This window comes from Klebsiella sp. R445, assembly GCF_051131755.1.
GTDB classification, from domain to species: domain Bacteria; phylum Pseudomonadota; class Gammaproteobacteria; order Enterobacterales; family Enterobacteriaceae; genus Klebsiella; species Klebsiella lignicola.
This window is the reverse complement of record NZ_CP180446.1, coordinates 1,038,983-1,055,121: the sequence shown is the minus strand read 5'-3', so window position 1 is coordinate 1,055,121 and position 16,139 is coordinate 1,038,983. Positions and strand designations below refer to the sequence as shown.

Sequence of the window (16,139 nt, the reverse complement as noted above, 5' to 3'; positions counted from 1 at the left end):
GGACGTATTTCCCCAAATAACAGTCTTATATGCTAGTTGAGGAATTGCAGGTTAAGTCCAGCGAAAATTTGCCAGCGAGGTTGTCCTGGGCCACGATCTGCAATACTCCCCTGAGGTTCGATAAAGAAGTTATACACTGTTTTTTGATCTTTAATCACCTGACCGATACCAAGCCCCAGCGGAACGCTGTAATCGTCGTTTTGGAGGTTATAGGCCCAAATTGGGGCTGAACGTAAATAGGTGCCGCCACCCAACTGATAGAACATAAACGGCTGGAATGTCGCCAGATTTACATCCGCGCGATCACCCTCACCCCCTACGCTATGTTGCCATGATGCGAGATAACCATACTGGAACTTTGGATTACTGGCGTCAAACAGGACGTTGACCAGCCCTGCGGAGGTTTTACCCGTACCGAGTGCATCTTCTGATGCGGTGGGTAGTGTTACCTGTGGGCCAAAACCAAAACTTACAGCCGGGTTTCCAGTGTCAATAAGCCAGGAAGCAAAGAGATTTAGATCACCGACACCTGTCTGATGGCTTCCAGTTGGTGGGGCTGGATAGGTATTAATTGGCAATGATGCACGCAGAAGCCATTTGCTTTCGCCTAATGAAAACGGTGTCGCATACCGGAACCAGAACTGGTTGGCATCCTTATCGGTTCCGCTCACATTGCCAATATAGTAGTTCTGCATGTTAAACGCAGTCATGTTAGCAAGCGGGTTGTTGGCCTGTGCGACATTTCCACCACCATCAGCTGCCCAGGTATTGCTTGCAAGTAGAGCTAATGCGCCAAAACCAAGTATTTTCTTCATATTAATCCAAGAAGTAGTCATTATTTTTAATAATCCTGAACATCAACAGCCAAAAAAATGGCAATAGATGTTGTCAGATTTCTTGTACTGCTGACAGATAAGGAGAATCAATCACGCAGACTGATCCTCCTTCATGTGCTAAGTTTTATTCCGGTTGTGATACCACTGGATGGTTTTTCTGCATATTCTGCGAATACTTCAAGATCGAATCTACTGAATCAGGTAAATAAGCACGCATCAGGGCATTCCAGTTTTTAGTGGTCTGGAAATTATTTATCGCATTATCTCCGCAGTTGAAATGCAGGGTGTAACTTCCATCTTTGTTTGCTTCTGCATTGTGCGAGTTAATCACAAAATGATCGGTTTTTACCCAGCCTTCGGCATTGTAGACCGTCAACGACCAGTAACCATTTTTGTCATACTGGACAGGTAACGGTTTAATGGTGGTGGAGCTGCACTGTGCGTTCTTCGCGCCTTCATCTGCCGGAGCGACAACCCAATAAAATGCATGTTTTGCTGGCAACCCGCCCCATCCACCGATATTCACCAGTTGATATTGCGGAGTGATTGGCTTGTCCCCTTTAGAGACAAAACCTTTGTAGATAACGGCTTCTTTCGGACCACGTTTTACCAGTTCAGTGCGCAGTTTGTTGAATGAATCAACATCATACTTCACTTTACTTTTGTAGGGTTCCGGGGTTCCACCAAAACTGACTTTTACCGAGTCCTGGCGTTTGTTCATTTCCGCAATGCCCTTCTCATCAAGGCTGCGCGGTTGTGTACGCATGAAGAGATAAACAAATCGACCATACGTCAAATCAGAAGGTTTGATAGTCACCGTCTGGCCCGGATAAACCACAGCAATAGTGAAATGGTCTTCATCGAAGATATGAACACTTTGATAAAGGTCATAAGGTGGAACCGAAACGGTTAAACCTTCTTTGGTGTCGAAGACACCATATGAATAAACCAGATCAAAGTTTGAACGAATGACAGTTTGATTTTTCAGATCGATCCCTTTTCGTTCATGACGAAACTTATTCCCGCCCGAATCAAGGGTTTCCGCTGCAAAATATTTCGCCGTTTCTGCACGGATAACGTTATCCATGGTAACTTTGACGCCATCTTTAGCGGTAAATGATGGGTTAGTCGCGGTGGCATCACCATCCGGTTTCACACCCGTATCTACAGCAAATACACATGTACTGGTCAGAAGTGCTGCCGCAATCGCAAAAGAGCATGCTAATTTTTTCATCTGTTTTTCCCTGTTTAATAAGGTGGCAATCGCCGCCTTGGGGTTAATACTGAACGTTATTTAACGGGTTTTGGTTCAGGCAGGTTATAGGTGTTGTCCTGAATGCCCTGCGTCGGGAAGTAAACGCGCAATGCCAGCGTCCAGTTATCCGTTGGAGCAATTAACAGGTTTTCCGCATTATTCCCGCAGGTCTCCGCTGTACCGTAATGCATCGTGAACGTCTTTCCATCTGGATTTAGCTTCAGCTCTTTATTGGACAAGCTTGAACCTTTCTCTGTGTGCAGATAAAGATCATCACCGTAGATAGTCATCGAGTAGAATCCGAGGTCAGGCTTTGCCATACCCGGCACTGCATAGGTCGCGGTGTAACAAACATCCTTACTGACTTTATAGGTGTTAAAGGAATACCAGGCTGCATTATCAGGCAATAAACCCGTGGCGACTGCGGCTCCGATATTTACATCTTCTTGCGGATATTTACCACGTGCGCCCATTGTTTTGCTTACACCACGTTTATCCGCCAACTGACGATAGTGCGTTTGCAGTTTTTTCAGTTCAGCTTTGTTCCAGTCAGTCGCTTTAAATGCCTTTGGTGTGTAACCATCAGGGAAGGTGACTTTGTACTGGTCCTGGATTTGATGCGCTTTTTCGATGTCTTTTGGATCGTTAGGGTTAACCTGAGTACGGATATTCAGTACAACGAAATTAGTCGCCCTAGCAGGATCGATCTTGTAGTCACCCGCACCATAGTAGACATGCTCGGTCGTATGGTCGTGATCCATGATGTGCAACGAGATGTAGCGGCCATCCCCCTTCGGAACATGTACTGTTGCACCGTGGGAAGCATCGATAATGGCAAAAGAATACAGTGTGTCACGATTCATCAACACAGCAGGTTGCTTGTCGATTTCCATCGGCATTCTGTGATGGTAGAAGGTGTTGGTTGCACCATGCTTTACTTCCGCATTCATCGACATATCAAGTTCAGCGAACGCATAGTTTTCTGGTGTGACACTCACATTTGTTTTGCCTGGCAATGAGGTTTCCAGTTCACGGGCTTTATCCAGACTGAGAGGCGCAGCCGCCCAAGCGTTACTGACGAACAAAGCAAGGACACTAACGCAAAGAATTTTCTTCATAATATTTCCAGTATAATTAGACGAACTTACTGAAAAGAATAGTCAAATATTAATGGGGTCGTGAGTTAATTTGGGTTTAAATGTAAACCCGAGGAGGGAACCTTCTTTTCAAGCCAGAATAGTCCTGATAATGGAACCGTGTTCGAACATCGGCTGAAGCATATGCCAGTCGAAAATTCATGGCATGCACATACCAATCTGGTCACTTCGACCGGAATAAAAATGGAATGAAGCATCGAAGACAAAACATCTGGCTGTTCTTCTTTTCAGGTCACTGAGATGAGAGGGTATCGATCTACTTGCGGCGTAATCTTCGTCAATACGGTTCTCGATGGACGCTTGCATAGAAGCTAAATCGGCATAATGCCAATGCTCGTCATATTGACGCCGGCGCCAGTAACAGATTGTTATATAGCGATATTTTTTGATCTCTCCACTTGTTCAATATAAATTTGAGATTAAACAACGGGGCGATAAATGAAAGTAGATCTATATGAGGCACATCACCATAGAGTTAAACTCTTGGCAGTTATCGAAGCGAACTATCTTGAGATCTACGTTGACGGGTCGGCGCGTGGTGTGAACTTCTTCAACTCAGACATTCGTCTGAAGGAAGATATAAGTGATGCGGTTCCTGGTGCGGCCGCCAACGTGATAAAGCAACTGCGACCGGTATCTTACAAGTTCAAAAATACGGAATACTCAGTCGGTAAGACATACAGCTTCGGGATTCTGGCACAGGAGGCGGAGAAGGTTATTCCAGACCTTATCCAGACGATGAGCGATGATACTAAGTCCATCGATCCACTGGCGGCGATTGGTCTACTGCTGGCACATAACAAGGAACTGGAGGCACGAGTATCAGCATTGGAAGAGAAATTACATAACTAATTTAAGTCGGCTGGTGGTCATCTTGCCCACCACGATAGTTTCGTAATAACTCGCCCTACGGAAGATAACGGATTTGTGACCAATTACTTAGCTCTGCAGCAGTGTGAGCTCGATAAGAACTGTGAGTAGCCGAATTTATCAAGCCATAATGCAGGTGGCGATTTATCTACTGGGGCAATATAGTATATAGAGTTCATGGAATTACGGAAACTAGATTGGTTTGACTACAGAGATGTTAAAGAGTAAAAATGGGTGAGGTCACTCTAAATTCCCAAAAGACATATTTTCGGTATATCATTTGTAGTTGTTGCTTATTTTAAAAATAAAAAATAGAAAATAATTCTGCTTATCTGGTTACAGCTGAAAATTAGCTCAATTATTAAATGGCTAGCGAGCGTTGTTGTTATTAATGCTGTCGACATAATGTGGTGTATTTAATTTTTACGATAAATTTCACATCTAAAAACACCCATCACCAATAATTCCATTTTTTTTGATTTCAATGCTAATTTTTTTGTCTGAATCGATGTGTGTGGAGCTGGATTTATTATAAAAGTCTCTGTGTGGACTTTTATTTTCACCAAATTAAATTACAGTACACACACTTCGTATGACGCCAATGGCCTCAATTAAAACTTATTACCCCTTTCTCATTTCAGAACAAAGAATCTATTGGGGGGGATGAGTACTACTCATTTTAACAGAGCAGATGCACTTCATTCATCGAAGAGAAACGGCGAAGAAAGCAAAATTCGTGTTGCGTTTTCAACATCGTATCCTAGGCTTTAACTTAATGATTTCTGGCCTTTTGTGCTGAAAAAACAACAACTGATCGATTTAGTTAACCGCTAAAATCATCATTCCTTCTCCGGAGAAAATAGAATGACAACTCGCTTCAAGTTAGCCGCCTGCACCAGCGTAATGGCGGCTATACTTTTCTCTACGTCGGCCATGGCCGATCGTTTTCAGGACCTTGCCAACCTGCCGATGGAAAAAAACCGCCCAACGGTTTCGACCGCCGACACGCTGATGCAGGAACTGACCTTCCAGCGTGCATCGCAGTCCTACCTGTGGGCAATGCCACTGCTGAATACAGCAGGCATGCGCGATGGCGCTGAGCAGGCGTTTGGCACCGGTTACAACATCATGCCAATCTGGAAAAAACGTCTGGATGCGAAAACCAAGATCACCACACCCAACTCCGACCTGATTTATGGCGTGATGTTTGAAAATCTGGCTAAAACCGGACCACTGGTGTTTGAGGCGCCTCCTGGCCTGCAAGGGATCCTGCTCGATTTCTGGCAGCGCCCAATGCCAGTGGACGGCATGGAGTATCAGGGGGATGTCGGCCTGCCGGGTCCTGACGGTGGCAAAGGCGGGAAATTCCTGATCCTACCACCGGGTTATAAAAAAGAAGTACCGAAGGGATACTACGTTTACCGTTCGACGACCAACAATATTTTCGTTTTCCTGCGCGCCTTCTACAAAAGTCTGGATGACATTTCGCCACCGGTAAAACTTCTTGAGCAATCTGTGTTCTACCCGCTCGGCCACAAAGACGATGCGAAGAAGATGGAGTTCCCGGATGCTTCCGAACATGATCTGAACATGCTACCACGCAGCGATTTCAGCGCCTTTGAAGAGCTGAAACGTATTGTGGACGAGGAAGGCTCGAACCTTGCTGGACCGGACTCATTAGGCATGTTGGCAGGCATTGGTATCACTCAGGGCCAGCCTTTCAAACCTTCTCAGCGTAACCACGATATTCTGGATAATGCCGCTAAAACGGCCTACAAAACCAGCCGCGCAATCAGCTTCCAGAACGGCATTAACGGAGTCGATTTCCACGTCTATAAAGATCGTCAGTGGCTGAACCCGGTGAACAACATGACCTCCCACTGGCCAAATCAGCCGGCGGATCTCACCTGGAAAGCAAAACAGGGGGGCTTCCTCGACATTGATGCCCGTACCTGGTTCTTCACCAACTACTTCTCCCTGAGCCCAGGCATGGTCACCATGACGCCGGGTAAAGGGGCTTACTACATGATCGGCTTCAACGACAAAGCGGGTAAGCCGCTTGACGGCGACAAGTCCTACAAACTCCATTTGCCAGCGAATATTCCTGCTCGTCTTTTCTGGTCGTTGACCCTTTATGAAGCGGAAAATGCTTCTGGTCTGGCGACCAGCCAGCCATTCCCGTCACTCGGTAAGCTTAACGGGCCGGTACAAAACGCAGATGGCAGCACCGATCTCTATATCGGGCCAAAAGCCCCGGAAGGAAAAGAGAAAAACTGGTTGGCGACGGCGCCTGGACGCGGTTTCTTCTCCATTCTTCGCCTGTATGCCCCTGAAGAAGCGGCCCTGAAAGGCTCCTGGGTACCGGGTGATATTGAAGAAATCAACTAAACATCAAATCCTTTAAGGTAATTGAACATGACATTACAGAAGAAACTTCTTGTCTCCCTGATCAGCGGTAGCCTGCTGGCGCTGAGTGCTCAGGCCTTCGCAGGCACCATGGAAACCCAGGACACCCGTATTGGAAAACTGGAGTTTGATGGCGGTTACCCAACCGCGTCGACCATGGCGAAGCTTACAAATGAGATGGACTTTATGCGCGCCACGCAGGCCTATATGTGGGGCCTGCCTGCCATCGGTATCATCGAGTGGAAAAATGCGCAGACCGACATTCTCGGTATCCCTGACGGGCATATGGCTTCCTATGTTTCTCAGGAGCAGAAGCAGGGGATTCTGACGCCGAACTACACTACGCCGTACATCCTGACCCTGGCGGATCTGTCTAAAACAGGCCCAATGGTTCTGACGCTACCTCAGGGTCTGATGGCCGGGATGGTGATGGACGTTGATCAGCGCGTACTGAGCGATTTGGGCGTTGTCGGCCCGGATGCAGGTAAAGGCGGAAAATACCTGATACTGCCACCAGGTGACACATCAACGCCACCTGAAGGTTACAACGTGATTCATTCACCAAGTAACGTGGTCTTCTTCGGCGTACGTCTGCTGGATAAAGATAAAGCTGAAGCCGTGAAACGCATTGTTCCGGACATTACCACCTCGTTCTGGAAAGACGGTAAAGAGGGTGAAGCAATCCACGTAGTGCCTGCGCCAGTGAAAAAATGGAGCCAAACCCCGGCTACAGGCATGGAGTACTGGAAGCTGGTCGATCAGTTGGTTCAGACTGAAACCGTAAAAGATCGCGACCGCTTCATGTTGGAACATCTGCGCTTCCTGGGTATTGAAAAAGGCAAACCATTTAATCCAACTCCGGAGCAGAAAAAGCTACTGGAAGAGGCTTCTGTCGTGGGTCAGGCCATGGCAAAAGCCAACAATTACGGAAAGCGCTGGGAGCCAGCCTTCTGGAAGGGTACCCACTGGAAACACGCTCTGACAGTTTCCGTCGATCAGCGTATGCCTAACTGGGATCAGTTCGACGAACGAGCTTCCTGGTTCTACGAGGCCGTTTCAGTCTCGAAAGCGATGCTGACGCAGACCCCGGGTGTGGGCCAGCGTTATATCGTGGCTTACCAGGATAAAGACGGTAACTGGCTGACTGGTGAGCATACCTATAAGCTGCACGTTCCTGCCAATGTGCCGGTGAAGCAGTTCTGGTCCGCAACCGTGTATGACGAAAAAGAGCGTCAGCTGATCATTAACGATGAACACTCACCGGACGTCTCTTCCAATAAACAGGGGTTGAAGGTGAACGACGATGGTTCTGTTGACCTCTATTTCGGACCAAAACCGGTGAAAGGCTACGAGCAGAACTGGGTACAGACTAAGCCTGGCGAAGGTTGGTTTAACTACTTCCGCTTCTACGGTCCAACGGAGAAATTCTTCGATAAGAGCTGGGCGCTGACCGACTTCGAGCGCGTTGATAAGTAGTTGTTGAATCTAGTGAATCATCCTGCAAGCCAGGGTGATTTGCTTTCAGGCGTATCGTTTACGCCAGGAGTAGCTCAAATCATGAATACCCTTTCCCATGTGCTTGCCCTCGAAGAAAAAATGGGGCATGCCATTATCGGTCAGGAAAAGGTGGTGCGCAGTATCATTATTTGCCTGCTTTGCGACTCAAACCTGCTGCTGGAGGGGATGCCGGGCTTGGCAAAAACCCGAGCCATTCGTAGTCTTGCCGAAAATCTTGACGCCACATTCCGCCGTATTCAGTTCACGCCGGATCTGCTGCCTGCAGATATCACCGGATCCGAAATCTATATGCCGGATGCCGCCTCAGTGAATGAGTCTTTTCAGTTTCGTGAAGGCCCGGTGTTTGGCAATCTGGTTCTGGTCGATGAAATCAACCGTGCGCCTGCAAAAGTGCAGTCAGCGCTGCTTGAGGCCATGGAAGAGCGGCAAATTACGGTAGCAGGGAAAACCTACGCGCTGCCGAAGCTGTTTATGGCTCTGGCCACGCAAAACCCGGTGGAGCAGGAAGGGACCTACAATCTGCCCGAGGCGCAGCTCGATCGCTTCCTGATGAAAGTAGAGGTGGATTACCCTTCGCCGGAAAGTGAGAAAACGATTCTCGATCTGGTTCGCAGAGAGCAACTGAGCTGTTACAGCGATAGCGCGGCAGTAAAATCGGCTGATAAAGCGGATGATAAACTCGCCAAAGAGGTGATCTACCAGGCCTGGCGCGAAGTGGCTGAGATCCACGTCAGTGAGGTGGTGAAGGACTACATCGTCGGCATTATCAACGCCAGCCGTCATCCGGCTGAGTATGACGAAGAGCTGGCTCAGTGGCTGAGTGTTGGCGGCAGCCCGCGAGCCACGCTGGGGCTGGAGCGCGCCGCGCGTGCTCATGCCTGGCTTGCCGGCCGTGATTTTGTCGAGCCCGGCGACGTGCAGGCGATTGCCTGTGACGTATTGAGGCACCGTCTGGTGCTCTCTTTCCAGGCGGCGGCTTCTTGTGTCAAAGTTGAGCAGGCGATCGCCCGGATCCTGCAACTGACGGTGGCGGGCTAAAATCATGAACCTGCAGGAAGGTATTTACGTCACGCTTGATGAACTGGTGGGTTATGGAGCGACTACCCGCCAGATGGCCAGCTCATTTACCCGTATCTCCAGCCAGTTATTGCAGGGGAATCGCCCTTCGCGCATCAACGGGCGCGGCGGCGCGTTCGATCAGATACGCCACTACCAGCAGGGTGATGACGTGCGTGATATCGACTGGAACGTGACGGCAAGGATGCGTGGTGTTCCGTTCATTCGTGTCTTCAACGAAGAACGTGAGCGTCCCTTCTTTGTGCTGGTTGATCAAACCAACGATATGTTCTTTGGCACCCAGCGCCAGCTTAAATCGGTGCTTGCCGTACGGGTGGCCGCGCAGTTGCTGTGGATGTCACACCATAAAAAACAGCCTTACGGGCTGATCATCTTGACCGAGCAGCAGGCTCAGGTTTTCACTCCGCGCCACCATCGTGGGCACCTTATTCGCCTGCTCACTGAGCTGGTTCAGGCAAATCAGCGCCTCTCTTCTGAGGCCAACGAGACCCGTGCGGAAGCCGAATTTTTGACGGCCGTTCGTCATCTTCGTCGCCAGATGTCTACCAACGCGCTGGTGGCGATGATCAGCGACTTTAACCACGTCAGCGAAGCTACATGGCAGCAAATGAGCGATATTGCCGCCCTGGCACAAACGGTGGCACTGCCAGTATATGACGGCATCATGCACGCCTGGCCGACTCACGGGGAGTTTTTATCGACCTGGGGAGGGCTGGTCGCAGAACTCCAGTTCTCTTCCCGACAGCAGCGCCAGCACATTGCCGATCGCGCGCAGGAGAATCTTTCCGTCTTGCAGCAACGCCTGTCGAAAATTGGCATCGCAACCCACCCTTTGACGACCTGGGAGTTGGCTAATGAACAGCTTCAGGACGCGCTGTTACTGAACGGGCAAAAGTAAGGTGAGTAACCCGCAACTGAATACCTTCTCCGGCATCGATATGCCGGACCTGGCAGAACTACCGCTGCCCACATCCGTCAGCATGTTTCCGGAAACGCTGGCGTGGAAGTTGCTGGTGCTGACACTTTTGCTGCTTGCTCTGGCCGTGAGCTTCTATTACTGGCACCGGTACCAGCGCCGACTCTGGCGTCGTCAGGCCCAGGAGCTAGCGAGCGAAGCGGAGCTTAGCGGTGCGGCGGACGAGTGGTTTGTTCTCATCAAGCGCGTAACGCGTTTGCATCTCGCTGCTGACGAGTTCCTCTCCCTTAGCGATAGCCAACTGTTGATGCAGTTGCCCGATCTTGCTGAGGATGCCCGACAGGCGCTCCTACGCCAGCATTACCGCCGTGAAAGGACGCTGTCGTCGCAGGACAACGCCGATGTGGCAGACGCGTTCCGCCGCTGGCTGAAGGAACTATCCGATGTTTGACACTGCACTTTCTCTTATACAGCGGCTGGAATTTCAGTGGGTATGGCTCTGGCTGGCGCTTCCGCTGCCTTCGCTACTTCAGTTTCTACCCACACCGAAAGCCTCTCATCATTACAGCGTGCGAGTGCCAAATCTGCCGAATCTGCTGGTAGGTGCGCCGGTAGTCGGGCGTTCAACGGCGCGGGGGAGGTGTGCGCTGCTGTTGCTGTGGTCGTTTATCTGGCTGTGCCTGGTCTTTGCGGCGACGCGTCCGCAGTGGGTGACGCCTCTGCAATTTGAAGAGCGATCGACGCGAGACATCGTGCTGGTGCTGGACGTATCCGGCTCGATGGCCACGGAGGATATGAAGGACAGCCAGGGCAAAACCCTGAGCCGGGCGGTGGCGATGCAAAATGCGGTGCGCGAGTTTATTTCCGACCGTAAGGAAGACAATATCGGGCTGGTGGTTTTCGGCAGTAAAGCCTATCCATTTGCCCCACTGAGTGCAGATCATCAGGTCCTGCTGCAGCGCATCAACGATCTGCGTCCTGCGATGGCCGGGCCGCAGACCAGCATTGGCGATGCCATCGGCAGCACCATCAAAATGTACAGCAGCCTTAGCAGCACAAACGATGAGAACGCAGGCAACGAACGGATGGTGGTTCTGCTGACCGACGGCAAAGATACAGCCTCGACCCTACCGCCGGATGTGGCCTTAAGACTGGCAAAACGAGAACACTTGATTATTCATACCATTGCGCTGGCGGGCGGCAATGAAGAGAGCATTAACCTGCCGCTGCTGCAAAAAATTGCCCGTGAAACCGGTGGCACCTTCCACAAGGTCGATGGGCGAGCGGTAGATCTGAGTGAGGTTTACCAGGCCATCAACAGCCTGACGCCGCATAAACTGAAAAAACTCGGCTGGTCTTATCGCCAGGCGCTATTTGTTTGGCCGCTGGGAGCAGCGCTTGCCGGACTTATCATCATGGCGTTTTGTTTGTGTACCAGGAGGATGCAATCATGAGCGATCTGCATTTTTTGCGGCCCTGGTGGCTGGTGGGGATTGTTCTGGTGGCGATAGCTGCGCTAATTGCCCATCGTCGTCAGCAAGGCGGTTCTGAATGGTTCAAGGTTATCGATTCTAAGCTGGCCGGTTCGTTAATTAAGCAGCATCGAGGACAGTTAGTGTGGAGCGCGATTAATGTGCTGTGGCTGATACTGGCTGTCGGTATTGTGGCGCTGGCAGGGCCAAGCTGGCACAAGCAGATGCCGGAAGGTTTACGCGACAAGGCGGCAGTGATGATCGTTCTCTCTAACGGCCCGTCAATGTATGCCGGAGACGCGGTGCCAAATCGCAACTGGGCGGCAAAGGCGAAAATCGACGCGCTGCGGGCGCGACTTCCGCAGTCTTCCTTCGGGGTGATCGCTTGGGCCAATACCGCCCATCTGGTGATCCCGCTCACGCAAAACGCCGACTTCTTCAGCCTGTTTCTGCCAGCGCTGGAGCCTGACATCATGCCAACGGCCTCGCGTCCTGAATCAGCACTGAAGGCCGCGCTTTCGCTGGCCGAGGAAAGCACCAAAAATAGCGGTCTGCCGATCAATATCGTGGTGGTGACCGATACCTTATCGACGCTGGATGATGCGGCGATGCGCCTGTTTCACCAGCAGTTCCCGGCGCTAGAAGTGCTGGTCACTGGTACGCCTGATGGCGGCGCACTGCGTTTTGCTCCCTACAACATCAATCAGCCCGCCACTACCGCAGTACCCTTTGCCCGCTTTGAAGCCCTCAAGCAAGCCGGTATTCCTGTGCTGAGCATGACCCCGGATGAAGGCGATTTGACCTGGCTGGTTGGGCAAATCCGCAACAACATCCAGCAGGCGCAAAATGAGAGCAGCCGCTGGCGCTGGCAGGATTCCGGCTACTGGCTACTGATGTTGATGCTGCCGCTTGCATTAGTGCTATTCCGTCATCTTTCCGTCGCCGCCGTGTTATTACCGCTGGTGCTGGGAGCATCGCTCTGGATGCCACCGGCCAAAGCTGACTGGAACCATCTGTGGTGGACGCCTGACCAACTGGGGCAAAAGGCGCTGGATAAGAAAGAGTATCTCGCCGCTGGAAACCTCTACCAGGACAACTACCGCAAAGGACGGGCGCTCTATCAGGCTAAGGAGTACCAGGCTGCCGCTGCAGCATTCCGGAATGTGAACACTGCGCAGGGCAACTTTTACCTGGCGAACAGCCTGGTTCAGATGCAGCAGTTTCAGGCTGCACTGCATTATTATCAGCAAGCTTTATCTCTCGACCCATCGATGAAAGAAGCCGAAACTAATGCCCGAACCGTAAGGGCGATGCTGGAAGAAATGCGTAAAAAGCAGGGAACCCGGCAGAAAGCGGATAATCACACTAACTTCAGCTTTATGAAGATTGAACAACAGCATGCAAAGAGCAACACAGAGAAGCCCGGTGCGGCAAAAAACATGAACGACAGCGAGCTGAACAGCTGGATGAAAGAGGTGAATACCTCGCCGAAAGAGATGCTCAAGTCGCTATTTATTTTGCAGTCGCAGGGGGATCGCTAAATGCTTAAGCGTGGTATTGCACTCAGTCTGTTGTGCGCGAGCTCCGTTTTTGCCCAGCAGAACAGCGAAGGCTGGGAAGCAACGCTGAACCTGAGCACCATTCAGGATTTGCATAAAACGCCACCCACCACTCTGGTTCCGAAACAGAGCATCCAGCTCACCGCCACCGTGTGGATGCCGGAAAAAGTGAACTGGTTTCCTCAGTATCCGCAATGGGATATGCCGGGGGCGACGGTGGTGCCGCTGTTTATGCTGTCGCCTTCCCTTGAGCGTCCGCAGAGCAACTTTACCCAACGGGGGGCGACCCAGAACTATCTGTTAACGCCGCTCAGTGAAGGAACGCTGGCGCTGTCGCCCACCTCTCTTACGCTTTATCCCGATCGACAAGACTCCCCGACGCTGCCGCTGCCTGCGGTGAGCGTTGAGGTGGCTATGCCGGAAGGGGCTGGCGATATAGCGCATTTTCTCCCCGCAACCGAGGTGAAAATCAGGCAGTCGTTCTCTTTATTAACCGCAGATAAGCAAGAGCAGACGCTGGATGCCGATGCGCTGAAAAAGGTCACTCTGAAAAATGGTCAACTGATAGAACGACAGATCCTGATCGAAGCACAGGGCGTTCAAGGGAAGCTTATTCCAGAACTGTCTGTTGATCCGCAGGTGGCACAACATGAAGCTGAGACAACAGATACGCTGAACTACGATGAGTTTATCGGCGGCACCCGCACCGAACGCTGGTTTTACGCTCCTCAGTCATCCGGCACGCTGACGTTAAACCCGTTGAAGATCCGCTGGTATGACACGCAGCATCAGCGTTTCCGGACGACCAGCGTCGATGGCCTCACTCTGAAGAGTGAAAGTACCGAGGTGGCACAGCCTGCCATCTCTTTATCGGTGGGTGAACGCCTGTCGATGCTCTCAGCGAAGACGTGGTGGTTCATTGTATCGGGCATCGTCCTGCTGTTGATGCTTACCGTCTTTCGTAAACACCTGTCTCACACTCTGAGTATCAGGCTACGGCATTGGGCAAACAGGATAAAACGTTCACCCCGCACGAAGTTCCTGTTGCTCTGTCTGCATATCATGCTCGCAGGGGCAGAGCGTGGGTCGGTGCGCCAGCGCTACCAGAGTTGGCAGGCCACGCATATAGATCAGAAAAGCGCTGATGCTGCTGTCTTCAGTCAATGGGCTGTGGCGGCATACAGCCAGTCAGGTGGTGAGTTCCCGAATCGTTTTGCGCTGATTAGCGCATTATGCCAGCAACGACGTGTCGGCAAAGAGAAAAAGCGCTGGAGGTTTCTGTCACCATGTGAATTACCTGAGGTCAATGGTCGTTCTTCCCGGGTTTAGATGCTAACACTCGTACAATAGTTACAGACTGTGGGTATGCAGTTATCGATTTGCCTATGAAAGATAAACAGGAAAACATGGTCTTGATCAGAAGTGAAGGGAAGGTAGCATTTGCCAAGATCCGTGGACGATCATCTGTAACAAAAGATGGGGAGGCAATAGAAGGTGAGGCTCTGAATGAGGCGGGGATGAAGGGAGTCGGAATTTTTCTAATCAATACTGTACGTTCAGAGGGGCCGGATCATTGCCTACGATCAGTTTTTGACGGTGGTTTCACACCATTAACTTCCCGTACAAAAAACCAGCCATAAGAGGCCAGTTTCTCGAGGCGTTTTAATCGGTATGAGATGATTTTAACCTCCACCTCTGCGCAGACCCCCTGGCGCCCCAATGGCACTGTAGCTATCCATTGATTGCATAACCATGGAAAAAAGAGGTAATGGATGATGTGGAAGTTTGTGGAGGTGTGGCACATGCGCTCATCAACGTGCGGGAGGATGACTTGCTGGTGCTATGAATGTGTGTCTATCCCGGCATCTGTCTTAAAAAATGGTTATCAAAACCCAAAATCGGTTATTGAATATCAATGGGTTAGCAAGACGGTTAAAAAACTTGTCTACACTAGTGAAATCCTACTTTTTTCATTTAAATCATAAGGTAATGATGTATCCCTTTAACTACTGCTGCGCCACATGCAGTGGTTCGAAGCCGCAGACCTGATCGTTAAAGGCACCGAAGGCGCTATCGCTGCTAAGACCGTGACCTATGACTTCGAACGTCTGATGGAAGGCGCTAAACTGCTGAAATGTTCAGAGTTTGGCGACGCAATCATCGCGAACATGTAATCCAGCCTCTGGGTTAAACAATAATGGGAGCCGATTGGGCTCCCATTTTTTTGCCTTCAAATTGTGGCCTGCCGGTAGATGCACACCGTCTCACTTCTGAAAACTCATTGTTCAAATAATAAATATTTACATTTTGAAATGTGTTTCGTATATTCACTTTTCTTTTGGATGAAGTTTATTTTTTACAGGAGTTAAAATGAAAGATCTTTTGGGTTTTGACCATTTAATTACCCCTAAAGTGCTGGTGTTTTTGTATTGGCTATTAATGGTCCTTATCATCGTCGGCGGCGTTTTTTCGATGTTTAATGGGCAGTTTATCGCAGGCTTTTTTGGCACGATTTTCAGTTTGATTGGTTGTCGGGTCACTTTTGAACTCATCATGATTGCTTTCAAGAATAATGAGTATCTGCGCCGTATTGCAGAGAACATCGAACAGCCAAAGTAATAGCTTTCCTGTTTTAGAGCTAATCCCTTTAACTGGGCGATGCGTATTTTCGCCCCGTTATCGAAAGGAATTGTGATTATTTATGCAGTAAATGTACGGAATCCTTCGCTTCTCTCATTTATTCCATGATGTCATTACTGATGTCATTCCGCAGCCGTACAACCTCCTGTATACCGCTATTATAGTTTCCCTGAAGTCATAACTAACCCAGGAAACTATAATGAAAACGAAAACCGTCGTCGTCACCGGTGCATCAAGTGGTATTAATTTTGCTATCGCTCAGGCCTTTGTACAGCGAGGTGACAATGTGCTGGCGAATGCCCCGACACGTCAGGCGCTGGAAAAGGGCGCACAGGCAGGAAGTCAGTAGCTTGCCAGGAGTAAACCTTCCGGTTGTTCACATTCATCCCGGGATATCTGAAATAGCCTGTTGATGGCATAGTTTATCCTGGCC

Annotated in this window: 15 protein-coding genes and 1 pseudogene; 13 read left to right on the top strand and 3 right to left on the bottom strand. The window is 50.2% G+C overall.

Annotation, left to right across the window (positions count from 1 at the left end; translation table 11 throughout):
* Positions 1-32: 32 nt before the first annotated feature.
* From ACMYSN_RS04960 to ACMYSN_RS04950, 3 genes are all read right to left on the bottom strand, one after another.
* A complete protein-coding gene (locus ACMYSN_RS04960; RefSeq protein WP_462497247.1) occupies positions 33-836 on the bottom strand; it encodes a hypothetical protein in 804 nt (267 codons plus the stop codon).
* A 124-nt stretch (positions 837-960) separates the two neighbouring features.
* Complete coding sequence (locus tag ACMYSN_RS04955) at positions 961-2,070, bottom strand: DUF1254 domain-containing protein (protein ID WP_462497246.1); 1,110 nt, start codon at positions 2,068-2,070, stop codon at positions 961-963.
* Between the two features lie 56 nt (positions 2,071-2,126).
* Positions 2,127-3,209 carry a DUF1254 domain-containing protein gene (locus ACMYSN_RS04950; RefSeq protein ID WP_462497245.1) on the bottom strand — a complete coding sequence of 361 codons (1,083 nt, stop codon included), beginning with the start codon at positions 3,207-3,209 and terminating at the stop codon, positions 2,127-2,129.
* 477 nt (positions 3,210-3,686) lie between these two features.
* Here ACMYSN_RS04950 and ACMYSN_RS04945 point away from each other — a divergent pair, with 477 nt between their 5' ends.
* The 13 genes and pseudogenes from ACMYSN_RS04945 (at position 3,687) to ACMYSN_RS04885 (ending at position 16,055) form a co-directional block, all read left to right on the top strand.
* On the top strand, positions 3,687-4,100 hold the full coding sequence (locus ACMYSN_RS04945) for a tail fiber domain-containing protein (protein WP_462497244.1): 414 nt from the start codon (positions 3,687-3,689) through the stop codon (positions 4,098-4,100).
* An 882-nt stretch (positions 4,101-4,982) separates the two neighbouring features.
* The gene (locus tag ACMYSN_RS04940) at positions 4,983-6,506 is read left to right on the top strand and encodes a DUF1254 domain-containing protein (protein ID WP_462497243.1); all 1,524 of its coding nucleotides are present in this window, start codon (positions 4,983-4,985) and stop codon (positions 6,504-6,506) included.
* Between the two features lie 27 nt (positions 6,507-6,533).
* Positions 6,534-8,000 (top strand): DUF1254 domain-containing protein, encoded by a 1,467-nt coding sequence (locus tag ACMYSN_RS04935; protein ID WP_462497242.1) that lies wholly within the window; start codon positions 6,534-6,536, stop codon positions 7,998-8,000.
* Positions 8,001-8,081: 81 nt separating this feature from the next.
* Positions 8,082-9,080, top strand: a complete 999-nt coding sequence (locus ACMYSN_RS04930; protein ID WP_462497241.1) for an AAA family ATPase — start codon at positions 8,082-8,084, stop codon at positions 9,078-9,080.
* Positions 9,081-9,084: 4 nt separating this feature from the next.
* Positions 9,085-10,017, top strand: a complete 933-nt coding sequence (locus ACMYSN_RS04925) for a DUF58 domain-containing protein (protein ID WP_462497240.1) — start codon at positions 9,085-9,087, stop codon at positions 10,015-10,017.
* A 1-nt stretch (position 10,018) separates the two neighbouring features.
* On the top strand, positions 10,019-10,486 hold the full coding sequence (locus ACMYSN_RS04920) for a DUF4381 domain-containing protein (protein WP_462497239.1): 468 nt from the start codon (positions 10,019-10,021) through the stop codon (positions 10,484-10,486).
* Complete coding sequence (locus ACMYSN_RS04915; RefSeq protein ID WP_462497238.1) at positions 10,479-11,489, top strand: vWA domain-containing protein; 1,011 nt, start codon at positions 10,479-10,481, stop codon at positions 11,487-11,489. Before ACMYSN_RS04920 ends, ACMYSN_RS04915 begins: the two co-directional genes overlap by 8 nt.
* Complete coding sequence (locus tag ACMYSN_RS04910) at positions 11,486-13,048, top strand: VWA domain-containing protein (RefSeq protein ID WP_462497237.1); 1,563 nt, start codon at positions 11,486-11,488, stop codon at positions 13,046-13,048. Before ACMYSN_RS04915 ends, ACMYSN_RS04910 begins: the two co-directional genes overlap by 4 nt.
* Positions 13,049-14,395: a hypothetical protein gene (locus tag ACMYSN_RS04905; protein ID WP_462497236.1), complete on the top strand. Its 1,347-nt coding sequence runs from the start codon at positions 13,049-13,051 to the stop codon at positions 14,393-14,395. It abuts the gene before it with no gap.
* 56 nt (positions 14,396-14,451) lie between these two features.
* Positions 14,452-14,706: a hypothetical protein gene (locus ACMYSN_RS04900; protein WP_462497235.1), complete on the top strand. Its 255-nt coding sequence runs from the start codon at positions 14,452-14,454 to the stop codon at positions 14,704-14,706.
* A 366-nt stretch (positions 14,707-15,072) separates the two neighbouring features.
* Positions 15,073-15,240: pseudogene (locus tag ACMYSN_RS04895) on the top strand (isocitrate/isopropylmalate family dehydrogenase); the annotation flags it as partial.
* 196 nt (positions 15,241-15,436) lie between these two features.
* A complete protein-coding gene (locus ACMYSN_RS04890; RefSeq protein WP_123753868.1) occupies positions 15,437-15,685 on the top strand; it encodes a DUF4282 domain-containing protein in 249 nt (82 codons plus the stop codon).
* 220 nt (positions 15,686-15,905) lie between these two features.
* Complete coding sequence (locus tag ACMYSN_RS04885) at positions 15,906-16,055, top strand: SDR family NAD(P)-dependent oxidoreductase (RefSeq protein WP_462497234.1); 150 nt, start codon at positions 15,906-15,908, stop codon at positions 16,053-16,055.
* The last annotated feature ends 84 nt before the right edge of the window (positions 16,056-16,139 follow it).

Excerpts from the sequence above, each read along its gene's own strand:
- ACMYSN_RS04890 (WP_123753868.1), top strand. The coding sequence starts at position 15,437 with ATGAAAGATCTTTTGGGTTTTGACCATTTAATTACCCCTAAAGTGCTG.
- ACMYSN_RS04885 (WP_462497234.1), top strand. The coding sequence starts at position 15,906 with ATGAAAACGAAAACCGTCGTCGTCACCGGTGCATCAAGTGGTATTAAT.
- ACMYSN_RS04940 (WP_462497243.1), top strand. The coding sequence starts at position 4,983 with ATGACAACTCGCTTCAAGTTAGCCGCCTGCACCAGCGTAATGGCGGCT.
- ACMYSN_RS04905 (WP_462497236.1), top strand. The coding sequence starts at position 13,049 with ATGCTTAAGCGTGGTATTGCACTCAGTCTGTTGTGCGCGAGCTCCGTT.
- ACMYSN_RS04900 (WP_462497235.1), top strand. The coding sequence starts at position 14,452 with ATGAAAGATAAACAGGAAAACATGGTCTTGATCAGAAGTGAAGGGAAG.
- ACMYSN_RS04910 (WP_462497237.1), top strand. The coding sequence starts at position 11,486 with ATGAGCGATCTGCATTTTTTGCGGCCCTGGTGGCTGGTGGGGATTGTT.
- ACMYSN_RS04930 (WP_462497241.1), top strand. The coding sequence starts at position 8,082 with ATGAATACCCTTTCCCATGTGCTTGCCCTCGAAGAAAAAATGGGGCAT.
- ACMYSN_RS04960 (WP_462497247.1), bottom strand. The coding sequence starts at position 836 with ATGACTACTTCTTGGATTAATATGAAGAAAATACTTGGTTTTGGCGCA.
- ACMYSN_RS04925 (WP_462497240.1), top strand. The coding sequence starts at position 9,085 with ATGAACCTGCAGGAAGGTATTTACGTCACGCTTGATGAACTGGTGGGT.
- ACMYSN_RS04915 (WP_462497238.1), top strand. The coding sequence starts at position 10,479 with ATGTTTGACACTGCACTTTCTCTTATACAGCGGCTGGAATTTCAGTGG.
- ACMYSN_RS04955 (WP_462497246.1), bottom strand. The coding sequence starts at position 2,070 with ATGAAAAAATTAGCATGCTCTTTTGCGATTGCGGCAGCACTTCTGACC.
- ACMYSN_RS04950 (WP_462497245.1), bottom strand. The coding sequence starts at position 3,209 with ATGAAGAAAATTCTTTGCGTTAGTGTCCTTGCTTTGTTCGTCAGTAAC.
- ACMYSN_RS04945 (WP_462497244.1), top strand. The coding sequence starts at position 3,687 with ATGAAAGTAGATCTATATGAGGCACATCACCATAGAGTTAAACTCTTG.
- ACMYSN_RS04935 (WP_462497242.1), top strand. The coding sequence starts at position 6,534 with ATGACATTACAGAAGAAACTTCTTGTCTCCCTGATCAGCGGTAGCCTG.